Origin of the sequence: Paracoccus stylophorae, from assembly GCF_028553765.1 — a bacterium.
Classification (GTDB): Bacteria; Pseudomonadota; Alphaproteobacteria; order Rhodobacterales; family Rhodobacteraceae; genus Paracoccus; species Paracoccus stylophorae.
Window position 1 is genome coordinate 648,891 of record NZ_CP067134.1, and the last position, 16,571, is coordinate 665,461.

The 16,571-nt window shown below is 67.9% G+C and carries 13 protein-coding genes; 7 read left to right on the top strand and 6 right to left on the bottom strand.

The genetic code is table 11. The features are described 5' to 3' along the window. Positions 1-9: 9 nt before the first annotated feature. Positions 10-768, top strand: coding sequence for a DNA repair protein RecO (recO, locus tag JHW45_RS03205; protein ID WP_272859522.1), 759 nt, complete (start codon positions 10-12; stop codon positions 766-768). Here recO and JHW45_RS03210 read toward each other — a convergent pair. Next, positions 765-1,235 (bottom strand): META domain-containing protein, encoded by a 471-nt coding sequence (locus JHW45_RS03210; RefSeq protein ID WP_272859523.1) that lies wholly within the window; start codon positions 1,233-1,235, stop codon positions 765-767. The two genes, recO and JHW45_RS03210, sit on opposite strands and share 4 nt — an antisense overlap. Positions 1,236-1,312: 77 nt before the next feature. Beyond that, a complete protein-coding gene (locus JHW45_RS03215; RefSeq protein WP_272860520.1) occupies positions 1,313-2,911 on the bottom strand; it encodes an acyl-CoA dehydrogenase family protein in 1,599 nt (532 codons plus the stop codon). 190 nt (positions 2,912-3,101) lie between these two features. On the opposite strand from JHW45_RS03215, the gene JHW45_RS03220 reads away from it, so the two are divergent. The 4 genes from JHW45_RS03220 to rnr are packed head-to-tail and all read left to right on the top strand — an operon-like array spanning position 3,102 to position 7,734. Beyond that, the gene (locus tag JHW45_RS03220) at positions 3,102-3,866 is read left to right on the top strand and encodes a sulfite exporter TauE/SafE family protein (RefSeq protein WP_272859524.1); all 765 of its coding nucleotides are present in this window, start codon (positions 3,102-3,104) and stop codon (positions 3,864-3,866) included. A gap of 1 nt (position 3,867) precedes the next feature. Further along, entirely contained in the window at positions 3,868-5,004 is a 1,137-nt protein-coding gene (dapE, locus tag JHW45_RS03225; protein ID WP_272859525.1) for a succinyl-diaminopimelate desuccinylase, read from the top strand. A 7-nt stretch (positions 5,005-5,011) separates the two neighbouring features. Then, on the top strand, positions 5,012-5,428 hold the full coding sequence (locus JHW45_RS03230) for a GNAT family N-acetyltransferase (protein ID WP_272859526.1): 417 nt from the start codon (positions 5,012-5,014) through the stop codon (positions 5,426-5,428). Positions 5,429-5,472: 44 nt separating this feature from the next. After that, complete coding sequence (gene rnr / locus JHW45_RS03235) at positions 5,473-7,734, top strand: ribonuclease R (RefSeq protein ID WP_272859527.1); 2,262 nt, start codon at positions 5,473-5,475, stop codon at positions 7,732-7,734. Positions 7,735-7,752: 18 nt separating this feature from the next. Here rnr and JHW45_RS03240 read toward each other — a convergent pair whose 3' ends face one another. From JHW45_RS03240 to JHW45_RS03250, 3 genes are all read right to left on the bottom strand, one after another. Further along, complete coding sequence (locus JHW45_RS03240; protein ID WP_272859528.1) at positions 7,753-9,066, bottom strand: short-chain fatty acid transporter; 1,314 nt, start codon at positions 9,064-9,066, stop codon at positions 7,753-7,755. 81 nt (positions 9,067-9,147) lie between these two features. Next, a complete protein-coding gene (locus JHW45_RS03245; RefSeq protein ID WP_272860521.1) occupies positions 9,148-10,413 on the bottom strand; it encodes an HlyD family type I secretion periplasmic adaptor subunit in 1,266 nt (421 codons plus the stop codon). A gap of 383 nt (positions 10,414-10,796) precedes the next feature. After that, positions 10,797-12,530, bottom strand: a complete 1,734-nt coding sequence (locus JHW45_RS03250) for a type I secretion system permease/ATPase (protein ID WP_272859529.1) — start codon at positions 12,528-12,530, stop codon at positions 10,797-10,799. A 189-nt stretch (positions 12,531-12,719) separates the two neighbouring features. On the opposite strand from JHW45_RS03250, the gene JHW45_RS03255 reads away from it, so the two are divergent. Both JHW45_RS03255 and JHW45_RS03260 read left to right on the top strand, forming a co-directional pair. Then, complete coding sequence (locus JHW45_RS03255; protein WP_272859530.1) at positions 12,720-13,523, top strand: MlaA family lipoprotein; 804 nt, start codon at positions 12,720-12,722, stop codon at positions 13,521-13,523. Then, positions 13,474-14,118, top strand: coding sequence for an MlaC/ttg2D family ABC transporter substrate-binding protein (locus JHW45_RS03260; protein ID WP_272859531.1), 645 nt, complete (start codon positions 13,474-13,476; stop codon positions 14,116-14,118). Before JHW45_RS03255 ends, JHW45_RS03260 begins: the two co-directional genes overlap by 50 nt. Before the next feature lie 80 nt (positions 14,119-14,198). On the opposite strand, the gene JHW45_RS03265 is transcribed toward JHW45_RS03260, so the two are convergent. Further along, positions 14,199-16,502, bottom strand: coding sequence for a transglycosylase domain-containing protein (locus tag JHW45_RS03265; RefSeq protein ID WP_272859532.1), 2,304 nt, complete (start codon positions 16,500-16,502; stop codon positions 14,199-14,201). Positions 16,503-16,571: the final 69 nt, after the last annotated feature.

Sequence of the window (16,571 nt, forward strand, 5' to 3'; positions counted from 1 at the left end):
GCGCGGGGGATGGAGTGGCAGGGCGAGGGCACCGTGATCGCCCGCCGGCCGCATGGCGAGACGGCGGTGATCATCGACGTGCTGACGGCGCAGCACGGCCGGCATGCCGGGCTGGTGCCGGGCGGCGCATCGCGCAAGCGGGCGGCGATGCTGCAACCGGGGGCGCGTCTGGCGCTGCGCTGGCGCGCGCGTTCGGACGATCAGCTTGGACATTTCCACGCCGAGCCCGTGCATCTGCGCGCCGGGCTGCTGGCCGATCCGTTGGGTCTGGCGGGGCTGAACGCGGTCTGTGCGCTGTTGCTGTTCACGCTGCCCGAACGCGACCCCCACCCGGCGCTGGTCGCCCGGACCGAGGCGCTGCTGGACGCGATGGAGGCCGGTCGCGACTGGCCCCGCGATTACCTGCGGTGGGAGATGGGCCTGCTGGACGAGATGGGTTTCGGGCTGGATCTGGCGTCCTGCGCGGTGACGGGCGCGCGCGACGGTCTGGCCTATGTCAGCCCGCGCACGGGGCGCGCGGTCAGCCGCAAGGGGGCGGGCGAATGGGCCGACCGACTGCTGCCCCTGCCCGCGCTGATGGGCGGGGCGGGCGATAACCGGGGCGACGGGCTGGGCGAGGGGCTGGCGATCACCGGCCATTTCCTGGAAACCCGCATCGCGGCGGAACTGGCCGGTCGCAGGCTGCCGGCGGCGCGCGCCCGCCTGATCCGGCGGCTGACGGCCCGCGCGCCGCAGACCGGCGCGCCGCAGGCCGAAACGCAACCCTAGCCGCGCGCTTGATCCAGCGCGCTGACGCTGCTGGAGCCGCGAACGCCGTGTTCGAAGATCAGCCAGGTCGAGGGCGCATGCACCTTCAGCACGCCGCCGTGAAACTCCATCTCGTTGGCCTGTTGCAGCACCGACAGAAAGCGGTTTTCAAGCTGCTGATCCTTGCAGGTCATCTTGGTCGAGACGATGGGCGACAGCGACACCGCCGGCAATTCGGCGTTGTTCTTGGCCGAATAGCTGTTGCACGGCCCCTGACCCGACACGCGGTTGCGTTCGACCAGCATCGTCACGTTGCGCAGCGGCACGGTCTGGCCGTCCATGCCGACCAGCACATAGCTGCCGCCCGGAATGAATCCGCGATCCTCGCCGCCGGCAAGGGCACCCGGAGAGGTCGGCTCGCACGCGGCCAGGGCCATGGTGGCAAGCGCGGCGGACAGGGCAAGGCGGGGTCGGGTCAGGCGGGGCATGGCGGTCTCCTTCGGGCACGAATCACTTTTGAACGCGGGAAAACTGGCGCGGTTCCAGCACTCTAGCCGAAACCGTGCTAGCCCAACAGCCGCCGTGCGATCACCTGTGCCTGAATTTCCGCCGCGCCTTCGAAGATATTCAGGATGCGCGCGTCGCACAGAACCCGGCTGATCTGGTATTCCAGCGCAAAGCCGTTGCCGCCGTGGATCTGCAGCGCGTTGTCGGCGCAGCCCCAGGCGATGCGCGCGCCCAGCAGCTTGGCCATGCCCGCCTCAAGGTCGCAGCGATGGCCGTGATCCTTTTCCCAGGCGCTGTGATAGGTCAGCTGCCGCGCGATCATGATCTCGACCGCCATCATCGCCAGCTTGCCCGAGACGCGCGGAAATTCGATCAGCGCCTTGCCGAACTGCTTGCGGTCCAGCGCGTATTGCAACCCCAGTTCAAGCGCGTTCTGGGCCACGCCGATGGCGCGGGCGGCGGTCTGGATGCGTGCCGATTCAAAGGTCTGCATCAACTGCTTGAAGCCCTGACCCGTCACGCCGCCCAGCAGGTTGTCGGGCCCGACCTCGAACCCGTCGAAGCCCAGCTCGTATTCCTTCATGCCGCGATAGCCCAGCACCTCGATCTCGCCGCCGGTCATGCCCGGCGTGGGGAACGGGTCGCCGTCGGTGCCCGGTGTCTTTTCGGCCAGGAACATCGACAGGCCGCGATAATCGGTGGTGTCGGGGTCGGTGCGCGCCAGCAGCGTCATCACATGGGTGCGCGCGGCATGGGTGATCCAGGTCTTGTTGCCGGTGATCTTCCAGGTCTCGCCATCCTTCACGGCGCGGGTCCGCAGGCTGCCCAGATCGCTGCCGGTATTGGGTTCGGTGAACACGGCGGTCGGCAGGATCTCGCCCGAGGCCAGTTTCGGCAGCCAGTGTTCCTTTTGCGCATCCGTCCCGCCGCCAAGGATCAGTTCGGCCGCGATCTCGCTGCGCGTGCCCAGGCTGCCCACGCCGATATAGCCGCGCGACAACTCCTCGCTGACGACGACCATCGCCGCCTTGGACATGCCGAGGCCACCAAATTCCTCGGGGATGGTCAGGCCGAACACGCCCAGCCCGGCCAACTCCTCGATGATCGGCATTGGAATCAGCTCGTCCTTCAGGTGCCAGTCATGCGCGTGCGGCACGACCTTGTCGTCGGTCCAGCGGCGGAACTGGTCGCGGATCATTTCCAGATCCTCGTCCAGCCCGGTGGTGCCAAAGGTGGCGCTGCCCTGCTTTTCCGCGATCAGTTCGGCCAGACGGGCGCGGGCCGAGGGCGTGTTGCCTGCCATCATCCCGCGCGCGGCGTCCGAGGGCGTCCAGTCCACCCCCAGATCGGACAGCCGCGCGAATTCGCCCTGGCTCATCGGGATGCCGCCGGCGATCTGGGTCAGGTATTCGCCAAAACCGATGCGCAGGATCAGATCCTCGATTTCGCCCGACACGCGCCCCGACCACGCCGCCAGCTGTTTCAGCGCCTCGACATAGGTGGCAAGCCAGGACAGCGCATGGGCGGCATGCTGGTGGGTTTCCAGCAACGCCGGGTCGATCTTGCCCGCAGGCGCGACGATCGCGCGCAGGCTGTCGGTGGCGCGGGTCTGAAGTTCCTCGATCTCGGACAGGACGGTGCTGGTCTGGTGCGGCATGTCTTTCATCGATTCGTCCCTTTTGCGGCAATGCAGCATGACTAGAGCTTTCGCGGCCGCAGCGCAACTATGATGCGTTTGGCCGCCTGTTTCAGATGGAAAATGTCGCGCGGGCAGCATGGGGAACGGGCGCGCGCGTCAGGAAAAAAGCGCCATTTCCATTCGCGCCCCGCCGGCCTAGCGTGCGCGGATGTTCGGGCTTGAAATCTGGCAGTTCTGGGCGGCCGTCGCCGTGACCCTTGTCGCGGGCTTCGTGAAGGGCGCGGTGGGTTTCGCGATGCCGATGATCATGCTGTCGGCGTTCGGGTCGATCATGCCGGCCACGACCGCGCTGGCGGCGCTGATCCTGCCGACCCTGCTGACCAATCTTCAGCAGGCGTTCCGTCAGGGGGCGGGCGCCGCCGTCGGGTCGGCGATGAATTTCCGCTGGCATATCGCGATGGTGCTGGTCTTCATCTGGGTGTCGGCCGGCTTCGCGCAGGCGATCCCGCAGCCGGTGATGTATGCGCTGCTGGGGGTGCCCATCGTCGGTTTTGCGCTGTGGCAGTTGTCGGGGCGGCCGCTGGTCCTGCCGGTCCATCATCGCAGGCGCGCCGAGATCGGCACCGGCATCGTCGGCGGGCTTTACGGCGGCATCTCGGGGATCTGGGGGCCGCCGCTGATCGTGCTGCTGCTGTCTTTGGGCGCAACCAAGCAAGAGCAGGTGCGCGTTCAGGGCGTGGTCTTCCTGCTGGGGGCGGTGATGCTGACGGCGGCGCATCTGAATTCGGGCGTGCTGAACAGCACGACGCTGCCCTTGTCGGCGATCCTGTGTGCGCCGGCCTTTGCCGGGATGATGACGGGCTTTGCCTTGCAGGACCGGCTGGATGTGGTGCAGTTTCGGCGCTGGACGCAGGTGGCGCTGGTGCTGACCGGGCTGAACCTGGTCCGCCGCGCCTTTCAGTTCTGGATCTGACATGACCGATGCCGCCGATTTGACCGCCCGCCTGATCCGCTGCCCCTCGGTCACGCCAGATGAGGGCGGGGCCCTGACCCTGCTGGCCGACATGCTGACTGCGGCAGGATTTGAGGTGACGCGCGTGGACCGGGGCGGGACGCCGAATCTGTTCGCGCGATGGGGGCCGAAGGGCGCGCGCACGCTTGGCTTCAACGGCCACACCGATGTGGTGCCGCCCGGCGATCCGGGGTCGTGGACCCATCCGCCCTTCAGCGGCCATGTCAAGGACGGCACGATCTGGGGCCGGGGCGCGACCGACATGAAATCCGGCGTCGCGGCCTTTGTCGCGGCGTCCATCGACTTCGTGACCGAAACCCCGCCCGACGGCGCGGTGATCCTGACCATCACCGGCGACGAAGAGGGGCCGTCGCGCGACGGCACCATAGCCATCCTCGACTGGATGGAGACGCAGGGCGAGCGGATGGATGCCTGCATCGTGGGCGAGCCGTCCAATCCCACGCGCATGGGCGAGATGATGAAGACCGGCCGGCGCGGTTCGGCCACGTTCCGCATCCGCGCCACCGGCGTGCAGGGTCACGTGGCCTATCCGCATCGGGCGAAAAATCCGCTGCACGCGCTGACCCGCTTTCTGGCCGACCTGATCGCCGCGCCGCTGGATCAGGGGACCGAACATTTCGATCCCTCGGGCGTGCAGATCACATCGGTCGATTGCGGCAACCCGGCCTCGAACGTGGTGCCGGAAACGGCGCGGGCGGTGGTCAATATCCGCTTCAACGATTTGCACAGCGGCGAATCGCTGACGCAGGATTTGACCCGCCGCGCGCGCGCGATCGGCGATGAGACCGGGGTCGCGCTGGACATCGAGGCCGACATCTCGGGCGAGGCGTTTCTGACCGAACCCGGCCCCTTCGTCGATCTGGTCCGCGACGTGGTGGCGCGCGAAACCGGGCAGGTCCCGGTCCTGTCCACCTCGGGCGGGACGTCGGATGCGCGCTTCGTCAAGGATCATTGCCCGGTGGTGGAATTCGGCCTTGTCGGCCGGTTCATGCATCAGGTCGATGAACGCGTGCCGGTGGCCCAGATCCATCAGCTGAAGACGATTTATCAGCGCATTCTGGAAAGATTTTTCGAATGAGGTTCGGATGAGGATCGAGACGACCGACGATGTCGACACCTGCCGCGCCCTGCGCCGCACCGTCTTCGTCGAGGAACAGGGAATCAGCCCTGATGACGAATGGGACGATCTGGACGATCAGGCGATCCACCTGCTGGCATGGCAGGGCGATGCGCCGGTCGGCACTGCCCGCATCCTGATCCGGGACCGGGCGGGCAAGATCGGCCGGGTCTGCGTGCTGCGCGAGGCGCGCGGAACCGGGCTGGGTCAACAGCTGATCCGCGCGGCGGTGGACGTGTTGCGCGCCCGCCCCGGCCTGACCCACGCCCGGCTGGGCGCGCAGACCCATGCCATCGGCTTTTACGAAAAGCTGGGTTTCACCGCCGACGGCCCCATATATGACGACGCGGGAATTCCGCATCGCGACATGTTTCGCGAACTTTGACGCACCCGGCTGCGTTCCGCGCCCGGCTTTGTTAGGCTTGTTCCATGACCCGTATTCCCAGCAAACAGCAGATCATGGATTGGGTCGCGGACCACCCCGACGCCAATTCCAAACGCGACATCGCCAAGGCGTTCGGCGTCAAGGGCGCGCAGCGGATCGAACTGAAGCGGCTGTTGAAGGAGCTGGAAAGCGACGGCCAGCTTGAACGCCGCCGGCGCCACTATCTGGACGCCGAAAAGCTTCCGCCGGTCACGGTGCTGGAACTGCTGGCGCCGGACGGGTCGGGCGACCTGTTCGCGCACCCGCTGGAATGGCGCGGCGAGGGGCCGATGCCCCGGATCCTGTATACCCCGCGCCGCACCGACCCCGCCCTGGGACGGGGAGAGCGGTTCCTGGCCCGTCTGGTCGAGGTTCACGGCGAGGATCATCAGTACGAGGCCCGGCTGATGCGGCGGATCAGCGCGTCCCCGCACCGTATCGTCGGCATCTTCCGCAAGGACACCGAGGGCGGGCGGATCGTGCCCATCGACAAGGGGCAGGACAAGGAATGGCGGGTGCGCGCCGACGCCACGCTTGGCGCGGAATCGGGCGAGCTGGTTCAGGCCGAACAGGCCGGGCCGAAAAACCGCCTGGGGCTGAAGCTGGCGCGGATCGTGGACCGTCTGGGCGATCCCTCGGCCCCGCGCGCCGTCAGCCTGATCGCGATCCATCAGCACGGCATCCCCGACGAGTTTCCCGACAAGGTCATCGCCGAGGCCGAGGCGCAGACGCCGGCCACGATGAAGGGGCGCGAGGATCTGCGCGATCTGCCGCTGGTGACCATCGACCCGTCCGACGCGCGCGATCACGACGACGCGGTGGGCGCGCAGATCGAGGACGACGGCGGCGCGACGATCTGGGTCGCCATCGCCGATGTCGCGCATTACGTGCGGCCCGGCAGCGCGCTGGACCGCGAGGCGTGGACGCGCGGCAACTCGACCTATTTCCCCGACCGGGTGGTGCCGATGCTGCCCGAGGCGCTGTCGGCCGATCTGTGCTCGCTGCACGAAGATCAGGACCGGCCGGTGATCGCGGTCCGGATGCGGCTGGACGCGCAGGGCAACAAGATCAGCCACAATTTCCATCGCGGCATGATGAACAGCCGCGCCAGCCTGGCCTATGGGCAGGCGCAGGATGCGGCCGACGGCAAGCCCGACGCGCAGACCAAGCCGCTGCTGGACAGCGTGATCGGGCCGCTGTGGCACACCTATGGCCTGCTGCGGGATGCGCGGGCGCGGCGTCAGCCGCTGGATCTGGACCTGCCGGAGCGGCGGATCGAACTGACCCCGGACGGGCGGGTGGCCTCGGTGAATTTCCGGGAGCGGCTGGACGCGCACCGGCTGATCGAGGAATTCATGGTGCTGGCCAATGTCGCCGCGGCCGAGGAACTGACCCGCCGTCAGCGCCCCCTGCTGTTCCGCGTCCACGAGGAACCCAGCCTTGAAAAGATGGAGGCGCTGCGCGAGGTGGCGCAGGCATCGGGCTTTACGCTGGCCAAGGGTCAGGTGCTGCATACGAGCCATCTGAACCGGCTGCTGGCGCAGTCCGAGGGTACCGATTTCGACGAGCTGATCAACATCTCGACGCTGCGGTCGATGACCCAGGCCTATTACCACCCCGAGAATTTCGGCCATTTCGGGCTGGCGCTGAAAAGCTATGCGCATTTCACCTCGCCCATCCGCCGCTATTCCGACCTGATCGTGCATCGGGCGCTGATCACCGCGCATGGCTGGGGCGGGGGACGTGGCGGCACGTCGGACGGGCTGTCCGAGGGCGACATGGAGCGCCTGTCCGAAACCGCCATCCATATCAGCGAAACCGAACGCCGCAGCATGGCCGCCGAACGCGACACCACCGACCGCTATCTGGCCGCCTATCTGGCCGAGCGTGTGGGGACCGAGATGACCGGCCGGATCAGCGGCATCCAGCGATTCGGGGCGTTCGTCAGGCTGGACGAGACCGGCGCCGACGGGCTTTTGCCGATCCGCGATCTGGGGCGCGAATATTTCCATTTCGATCCCGACGCGCAGATGCTGATCGGTGCCGATACCGGGCTTGAGATCGGCATCGGCCAGCGCGTCACCGTCCGGCTGACCGAGGCGGTGCCGGTGACGGGCGGGCTGACGCTGGAATTGCTGGAACTGGAGGGCAAGGCGCTGCCGCGCGGGCCGCAAAAGGGCAAGCGCGGCCGCGCGCCCGGCCGCATGACGACGCAGGCGCGCCTGTCCGAGGTCAGGCGCGCCGCCAAGCGCCGCCGCAAACGCTGAGCCGCGGCGGGCCCGGCGTTACATCAGATACAGCAGCCCGCCGATCACCACCCCGGTGATCAGCAACTGCACGACACAGAACCCCATGATGTCGCGCGGCTTCAGCCCGGCGATACCCAGCATCGGCAGCGCCCAGAACGGTTGCAGCAGGTTCGTCCAGGCATCGCCCCACGCCACGCCCATCACGACATGGGCCACATCCGCGCCAAGCGATTCCGCGGCCGGCAGCATGACCGGCGCCTGCACCGCCCATTGCCCGCCGCCCGAGGGCACGAAGATGTTGACGATCCCGGCGCTGATAAAGCTCCAGAACGGCAGGCTGTCGGCGGTCGAGATCGACACGAACCAGCCCGACAGGCTGGCGGCCAGCCCGGTATCGGTCATGATCGCCATGATCCCGGCATAGAAGGGGAACTGGATCACGATGCCGGCGCCGCCGCGCACCGCGTCGTCCAGCGCCATCAGCAGGCTGCGCGGCGTGCCGTGGCAGACGATGCCCAGAAACAGGAACAGGAAGTTCACCACGTTCAGGTTGATGCCGCCGCCGCCGGCGAAATAGGTCGCCAGCCAGATCAGGCCGGGGATGCCGATCAGCCACATCAGGATCGGGCTGTTCTCCAACCGCTCGGCCGGGGTGGCATAGGGTGACACGGGCGGGGGCGCGACATTGTCGTCCAGCTTGGCCGGATCGACCAGCACCTGTTCGGATTCCAGCGGCAGCATCAGCCGGTTCACCAGCGGCACGACGATCACCACCGCGATCACGATGACCAGGTTCCACGGCGCGAAGATCGTCTCTGACGTCGGCAGCACGCCGATCTGGTCGGCGGTGAAATGACCCTCGGTGGCGATGGTCAGCGGGATCGAGCCCGACAGCCCGCCATGCCAGATCACGAAACCGGAATAGGCAGCCGCCACCAGCAGCCGGTAATCGACCCGGATCTGGCGCGCCAGTTCCTTGGCGAAGATCGCGCCCACGACCGGCCCGAACCCCCAGTTGATCCAGCTTGCCGCCAGCGACACAAGGCTGACCAGGATGATGGCCGACCCGCGCGACGTGGCCAGACCCGCGATCCATTGCAGGATCTTGCGAACGGGCGGAGAGCTGGCAAGGATGAAGCCCGTGACCAGCACCAGCAGCATCTGCATCGCGAATTGCAGCAGCGACCAGAACCCGTCGCCCCAGATCGCGATCAGCGCGATCGGCGTCACGTCCTGCGTGGTCAGCGCCGCGATCGCGGCAAGCAGGGTCAGCACCAGAACGAAGATGAAGGCGTCGGGAAGCCAGCTTTCCATCAGCCGGGTGGCGGGGCGGGACAGGACTCTCAGCATGTGTCATTCCTTTGCGCTTTGACAGCAAGCTGCGGCAGCTGCGGGAAAAAAGCAAGCAGGGACGGCACCTTGACCGGCGGATCAGTTCTCGCGGAAGGCGCGGTTGAAGTAATCTGCCAGCGGTTTGAGAAGATAGGTCATCGGGCTGCGTTCGCCGGTCTGGATATACACCTCGACCGGCATGCCGGGGATCAGCGCCAGATTGCCCAGCTTCTCGCGTTCTTCGGCCGGGATCGTCACTTCGGCGCGGTAATAGGGCGTGCGCGTGGCCTCATCCATCAGCGCGTCGGCCGAGATGCGTTCCAGCCGCCCGTCGATCTCGGGCGTGGTGCGCGACGAGAACGACGAAAAGCGCAGCACGACCGGCTGGCCGGGCCTGACCTCATCGACATTGATCGTGGCCAGCCGCGCGCCGATGACCAGCGGGCGGTCCTGCGGGATCAGATACATCAGCGGCTCGGCCGGGCGGATGACCGAACGCGGCGTCGTCACCTGAAGATCATAGACGATGCCGGCCACCGGCGCGCGGATGTCCAGCCGGTTCTGCTGTTCGATCAGGCTGCGGCGGCGTTCGGCCAGTTCCAGTTCGCGATAGCCCAGATCGCTCAGCTGCGTCTCGGCCTCTTCGCGGCGTTCGGCGCCAAGGCGCAGACGCTGGATGTCCAGCTCGGTCTGGCGGGTTTCGGCCTGCGCGCGGCTGGCCTGCAACTCGCCAAGCTGGCCGTCCAGCCGCACCGCCTCGCGTTGCAAGCCCAGCACGCGCGAGGATTGCGCCAGCCCGCGCGACAACAGGCTTTGCTGATCCTCCAGCTCCTCTCCGATCAGCTCGCGCTGCCTGGCCAGCGCGCTGATCTGCGCGTCGATGCCGTCAACCTGCGCCTTGACCTGTTCGGACTGTTTCTGAAGCTGGTCAAGCGACTGGCTCAGCGTCGAGCGGCGGGTTTCGAACAGGCTGCGCTGCCCGGCGATCAGATCGGACAGGTCGGGGTTTTCGGCCACCTCCTCGACCAGCAGATCGGGAAAGTCGATGCTGTCGGCATCGGCACGCTCGGCCTCAAGCCGGCCTCGGCGGGCGAGGATCTCGAAATACTGGCCCTCGACGATGGCCAGTTCGGTGGACAGCAGGGTGCCGTCGAGACTGATCAGCAGATCGCCCGCCGCCACGGTTTGCCCTTCGGTCACGGCGATCTTCTGGACCACGCCGCCATCGGGATGCTGCACGATCTGGCGCTGCTGCTCGACCTCGACCTGACCGGGGGCGACGACGGCGCCGGCGATGCGGCTTTGCATGCCCCACAGGACGAAGCCGCCGAACATCACCAGAATCGCCAGCAGGCCAAGCGTCATCGGCCCGCGCACCGGCCAGCGCCCCGGATCGGGGGCTGCGATGGGCGGCGGCGGCGGCGGCGGAGACGGCGGCGGCACGTTGCGCGGGGGTGGCGGCACGTTGCGCGGCTGCCGCAGCGTGCCGCCCGAGGGCGCAAGCCCGGGCGCGGTCGCCCTGGCCTTGCCGGCGGCCGACGGCGATGCGGGCGGGGGACCCGCCTTGTCCGACGGCCGGTCCGCCTCCGCGTCGGGCGATGTCGCGGGCGCGGAGGGATCGACCGGATCGGTCAGGCGCAGCGGGCGGTCGGCGCGCGGCGGGACGGGCGTGTGCATCGGGCCGGTCGCATCCTTGCCCGGTGTCGGGTCGCCCTGGCCCTGGCCGCCGGTCTTGTGACTGTCGCCGGTCATGTCACGCCTCCGCTGCGGCCAGCCTCTTGCGCCTTGAGGATCTGGGCCGAATTCTGCACCAGCTCCTGCAGGACCTGATCGCGCGGGCCAAAGGCGCGGCGGACGCCCTGTTCCATCACCATCAGCAATTCGCATTCGCTGATCGCGGCGGGGCGGTGCGCCATGATCACCACCGCGCCCTTCTGCGCCTTGATCCGGCGGATGGCGGCGTTCAGCGCCTCGGACCCCTGATTGTCGAGATTCGAGTTCGGTTCGTCCAGGACCAGCAGGACGGGGTCGGGATACAGCGCGCGCGCCAGGCCGATCCGCTGGATCTGTCCGCCCGACAGCCGGCCCGAGGTCTGGCTGATGCGGGTGTCATATCCGCGCGGAAGATCGAGGATCATCTGATGCGCCGCCGCCGCACGCGCGGCGTGGACCACGCGATCGGGGTCCGGATCGGGCGACAGGCGGGCGATGTTTTCGGCAATCGTGCCATCGAACAGCGTCACCTGTTGCGGCAGATAACCGATCAGCGATCCCAGAATATCGGGATCGAACTGATCCAGCGTCGCCCCGCCCAGCCGGATCGAGCCCGCACCGACCGGCCACGCCCCGATCAGCGCGCGCGCCAGCGTCGTCTTGCCCGCCCCCGACGCCCCGATCACGCCCAGCGCCTGACCCGGTGCCACCGAAAAGCCGATGCCGCGCACGATGGCCACGCCCTGTCCCGGCGGGGCGACCGACAGCTGGCGCACGTCAAGCTGCGCCTCGGGGCGGGGCAGCGGGGTCTTGCGCCCCTCGGGCGGCTGGCGCGACAGCAGTTGCGACAGCCGTTTCCAGCCGTCCTGCGCCGCCTGAACCAGCGCCCAGCCGCCGACCAGCTGTTCGACCGGGGCCAGCGCGCGGCCCATCATGATCGAACTGGCGATCATCGCGCCCGGCGTCACCTCTTGCCGCAGGACCAGATAGGCGCCGGTCGCCAGGATCGCGCTTTGCAGAAACAGCCGGAAGCTGCGCGAAAAGACGGTGAAACCCGACGAGACGTCGGCACCGCGCACGGCGTTGTCCTGCGCTTCGCTGCGCGCCGCGCGCCAGCGGCGGAACGTCGCGCCGCGCATGCCCAGCGCGCCGATCACCTCGCCCTCGTCGCGGTAAAGATCGGCCATCCGCTGCGCCTGCGTGGCGGCCACCGTGGACCGTTGCAGCGGCTGGCGCGTCAGCCAGCGGTTCGCCACGGTCGAGAACACCAGGATCAGCCCGCCGATGGTGGCAACCACGCCCAGAAGCGGGTGGAAGATGAAGACCGCGCCCAGAAACACCGGTGCCCAGGGAATGTCGAACATGGCCAGCATCACCGGCGAGCCGATGAACCGCTGGACCGAATCCAGATCGCGCATGCCGCTGGCCGCCGCGGCCGATTCGTCGCCGGTGATCGCGCCTTCGCGCAAGGCGGCGGTGAACACCCGCCCCTCCATCCGGTCCAGAAACCGCGCCGCGATTCGCTGGGTCACGCGGTTGCGGGCCAGATCGACCACGCCCATCAGCAGAAACAGGAACACCACCAGCACGAACAGCGCCGTCAGCGTTTCCTGCGACCGCGAACTGAGCACGCGGTCATAGACCTGCAACATGAACAGCGGCCCGGTCAGCATCAGCAGGTTCACCACCGCCGAAAACAGCGCGACCCCCGCAAACAGCGGAAAACCGGCCGCGCGGGCCTTGCGCAGCTCGTGACTGCCATCATGCATGAACGGCGCCTTGCCCATCCGCTTGCGGTCCTTGCCTCGTATTTAATCCAGACTGCGCCCGGTTCAGACTGCGCAACCCGCGTCGCGGACTTGCCGCTGCGCGCCCGCGTCAGTATCCCCTTTTAAAAGCGTTGTCTGCGCAGTTGCGAGTCCCGGATCAGCTTTATGCCAGAAAGGTTAGGAAACCCTTTGCCTCATCCAGAACGCATCCGGCGGAAATCCGCCCTGATCCTGACCGTCGCACTGGCCGGCTGCGCCTCATCCCCGGTCATGGTGGACGGCATTGCGGTGTCGGACCCGTTCGAGGCGCAGAACCGGCGGGTTCACGCCTTCAACAAGGGGCTGGACGCCAGGGTGATCGGGCCGATTGCCGGGCTGGGCGGGTCCGGCAGGGGCGATGCGCCGGGAACGGCGGGCCAGCCGGGGGCGATGGACTTGGTCATCAATATGGGGTCGAACCTGTCGCTGCCGGGCAAGATCGCCAACAGCCTGTTGCAGGGGCGGCCCGGACCGGCGGTGAAAAATCTTTTCCGTTTCGCGGTGAACTCGACGCTGGGGATCGCCGGCATGTTCGATCCGGCCGGCCGCGATTTCGGCCTGCCCGAGACCGATACCGATTTCGGCGAGACGCTGGCCGTGTGGGGCGTGCCCGAAGGTGTCTATCTGGAACTGCCCGTGCTTGGCCCCTCGACCCAGCGCGACGCGGTGGGCAAGGCCGTTGATCTGCTCATCGACCCGCTGTGGCACCTGCTGGACAGCGACCGGCAGAGGGCCGTCGCGCTGGGATTGCGCATCGGGTCAAAAGCCGGTGATCGGGCCCGGTTCGGGGATACGGTGGACAGCGTTTTGCGGGATAGTGCCGACAGCTATGCACAAACGCGGCTGATCTATCTGATGCATCGCCGCCATGAACTGGGACAGGAGGGCAGCGACATTGACCCCTATGCGGACACCGGCCCCGACGGCCACATCATCGACCCTTACGCGGAATGACCGGCGCGGCTTTCTGACCCTGTGCAGCGGCGCGGCGGCGTCCGCGCTGATCTGGCGTCCGGGATCGGCGCGGGCGCTGGATGCGGGTCAGGCCAGCGCGCTGATCCGCACCGCGCTGGCCGAGGTTTACGGGGTCATCAATGCCGGCCATCCACCCGCGCAGATGTATCGCGAGTTCGAGGCGATCTTTGCCCGCCATGCCGATGTGGACATCATCGCGCGGTCCGCGCTGGGCCCCGCCGCCCGCCAGATCGGGCCGCAGGACTTCGCGGCCTACAAACAGGCGTTCCAGGGCTATATCGGGCGCAAATACGGAAAACGCTTTCGCGAATTCATCGGTTCGCAGATCGAGGTGACGGGGGCGCGTCCGCTGAAAAGCTTCTACGCCGTCACATCGGTCGCCTATCTGAACGGTCGCGCCCCGATGGAGGTGGAATGGCACGTCTCGAACAAGTCGGGGCGGGATCTGTTCTTCAACATCATCATCGAAGGCGTGAACATGCTGGCCAGCGAACGCGCCGAGATGGCGGCGATGCTGGCCCGCCGCAGGGGCGATGTGGCGGCGCTGACCGCCGATCTGCAACGCGCGGGCTGAGGGCGGCGGGGCAGGCGTTTCCGAAGAATGCGGGTCGCGAACACGGGCGGGGTCGTCACCCCCGCCCTGTGTCGTGGCCGTCAGTTTCCGCCCAGAATCCCGTCCAGCGCGCGGCTGAGCGCGTCGTCGGAACTGGCGCTGGTGCTGGCGCCCGGGGTGCGCGGGGCGCCGCCGCCGACCTCGGTCGGGGCGGTGATGACCTGACCGCCCGATTGCGCCGCGCGCTGCTGGTTGTCGACGCCGTTCATCACCCCGGCCAGCGCCGCGGCCAGCGGGTCGTCGGCCGATCCCGAGGTCACGACCTTTGGCGTGCCCTGGCCCTGCGACATGATGATGCCGCTGCCGTCGGGCGACACGGTGGACAGCGGCAGGACCGGCAGCCCTTCGTGGATCTCGCCCATCACGGCCTGCCAGATCTCGGCCGGCAGGCCGCCGCCGGTGACGCCCTTCAGCGGCGTGTTGTCGTCATAGCCCATCCAGACCCCGGTCACGTATTGTTCGGTAAAGCCCACGAACCACGCATCGCGATAGCTGCTGGTCGTGCCGGTCTTGCCCGCCGCCGGGCGTTCGCCCAGCTGCGCGCGCGTGCCGGTGCCCGATCCGATCACCTGCTGCATCATGTAGATCAGCTGGCCGGCCGCGCGCTGGCTGATCACCCGCTCTCCCATGCCGCCGGTCTGGCCCATCAGCGGCTGGTCGTCGCCCTTGATCCGCAATTCCTGCAAGCCGTAGGGCGCGACCGAGGTGCCGCCGTTGCGGATGCCCGCATAGGCGCCGGTCAGTTCCAGCAGCGTCGCCTCGGACGCGCCCAGCCCAAGCGAGGGGCTGGTGGTCAGGTTGCTGACGATGCCGAAATCATGGGCCACGCGGCGGACCGCGTCGCGGCCGACCGATTCCTGCACGCGGATCGTGGCGGTGTTCAGCGACCGTTTCAGCGCATCGGTCAGCGACACCGGACCGTAATAGCGGCGGGTATAGTTCTTGGGCGACCATGACCGCCCGCCGGGCATGCGGATCGTCAGCGGCCCGTCATTGACCGTGTCCGAGGGCGAATGCCCGGCCTCAAGCGCCGCGGCGTAGACGAAGGGCTTGAAGCTGGACCCGGTCTGGCGCTTGGCTTGGATGGCGCGGTTGAACGCGCCGTTCACCGTCGTGTCGCGCCCGCCGATCATGGCGCGCACCGCGCCGTCGGCCGACATCACCACCACCGCGACCTGCGCCTTGCTGCCATCCTTGACCTTCTCGTCGAAGATGCGCTTGACCGCGCGTTCGGCCGCGCGCTGGATCTGCTGGTCGAAGGTGGTCTTGATGGTGACGTCCTCGGTCGTTTCGCTGGTCAGGAAGCCCGGACCGGTCTCCATCACCCAATCCGCGAAATACCCGCCCGCGCGCGCCGACGCCGCCCTGGACAGGACCGCCGGATGCGCCTCGGCATTGGCCAGTTCGGTGTCGTCCAGATAGCCCTGTTCATGCATCAGCCGCAGGATCACGTCTGCGCGGTCCTGCGCGCGCTGAAGGTTCGCCGTCGGCGCGTAATAGCTGGGCGCCTTCAGCAGACCGGCCAGCATCGCGGCCTCGGCCGGGGTCACGTCGGTGGCCGGCTTGTTGAAGTAACGCTGGCTGGCCGCCTCGAACCCGCGCGCGCCGGCGCCCAGATAGGACCGGTTCATATAGATGTTGAGGATGTCGTCCTTGGAATACTTGGCCTCGAGCGCGAAGGCAAAGGGCACCTCCTTGACCTTGCGCCACAGGCTGCCCACGCGGCAATCGGCCTCGAACTCGGCCTCGTTCTTCCAGCGGATCGGGTCGAAGGTTTCGCCCAGGCACAGAAGCTTGGCGACCTGCTGGGTGATGGTCGAGCCGCCATTCCCCTCAAGCGGGCCGCGCCCCTCGGCCAGGTTGATCTTGATCGCGCTGGCGATGCCGCGCGGGCTGAGCCCCAGGTGGCCGTAGAACCGCCGATCCTCGGTCGCGACCACGGCCTCGCGCAGGACGGGGGCGATCTTGTCGCTGGTGACGGTGCCAAAGGTCTCGCCGCGCCAGGCAAACACGCGGCCCTCGCGGTCCAGCATGGTGACGCTGCCGCGCGCGCGGGCGTCGAACAGGTCTTCGGGGTCGGGCAGACCGCTGTAGTAATAGGCCGATGCTGCGCCCACGATCAGGAACATCACCATCGCCAGCCGCCACAGCGAGCCCCAGACGATCCGCCAGATCAGGGTGATCGTGCCCACGATCGCGCGCACCACGGCATTGCCGCGCCGCGGCGGGCGCAATTTATGCCGCTTGACGCCGGGCTTCTTGCCGTCCGGCGGTCTGGAAAAGCTGCGCTTGTCGGCAACGGGGCTGCGGCCCGTGCGCTTCGGGGTGCCGGTGGGTCGTTTCATGCGTAGGGTGCCTGCGTCTCTGCCCGGCCGATTGTCACGGCCAAATTGCCAGCCAGCATACAGGAAGAA

What these genes read in the sequence shown, in the direction of transcription:
- recO (WP_272859522.1), top strand. Translation starts at nt 10, where the DNA reads ATGGAGTGGCAGGGCGAGGGCACCGTGATCGCCCGCCGGCCGCATGGC.
- rnr (WP_272859527.1), top strand. Translation starts at nt 5,473, where the DNA reads ATGACCCGTATTCCCAGCAAACAGCAGATCATGGATTGGGTCGCGGAC.
- JHW45_RS03210 (WP_272859523.1), bottom strand. Translation starts at nt 1,235, where the DNA reads ATGCCCCGCCTGACCCGACCCCGCCTTGCCCTGTCCGCCGCGCTTGCC.
- JHW45_RS03215 (WP_272860520.1), bottom strand. Translation starts at nt 2,911, where the DNA reads ATGCCGCACCAGACCAGCACCGTCCTGTCCGAGATCGAGGAACTTCAG.
- JHW45_RS03230 (WP_272859526.1), top strand. Translation starts at nt 5,012, where the DNA reads ATGAGGATCGAGACGACCGACGATGTCGACACCTGCCGCGCCCTGCGC.
- JHW45_RS03260 (WP_272859531.1), top strand. Translation starts at nt 13,474, where the DNA reads ATGCGGACACCGGCCCCGACGGCCACATCATCGACCCTTACGCGGAAT.
- JHW45_RS03250 (WP_272859529.1), bottom strand. Translation starts at nt 12,530, where the DNA reads ATGCATGATGGCAGTCACGAGCTGCGCAAGGCCCGCGCGGCCGGTTTT.
- JHW45_RS03265 (WP_272859532.1), bottom strand. Translation starts at nt 16,502, where the DNA reads ATGAAACGACCCACCGGCACCCCGAAGCGCACGGGCCGCAGCCCCGTT.
- dapE (WP_272859525.1), top strand. Translation starts at nt 3,868, where the DNA reads ATGACCGATGCCGCCGATTTGACCGCCCGCCTGATCCGCTGCCCCTCG.
- JHW45_RS03240 (WP_272859528.1), bottom strand. Translation starts at nt 9,066, where the DNA reads ATGCTGAGAGTCCTGTCCCGCCCCGCCACCCGGCTGATGGAAAGCTGG.
- JHW45_RS03245 (WP_272860521.1), bottom strand. Translation starts at nt 10,413, where the DNA reads ATGACGCTTGGCCTGCTGGCGATTCTGGTGATGTTCGGCGGCTTCGTC.
- JHW45_RS03220 (WP_272859524.1), top strand. Translation starts at nt 3,102, where the DNA reads ATGTTCGGGCTTGAAATCTGGCAGTTCTGGGCGGCCGTCGCCGTGACC.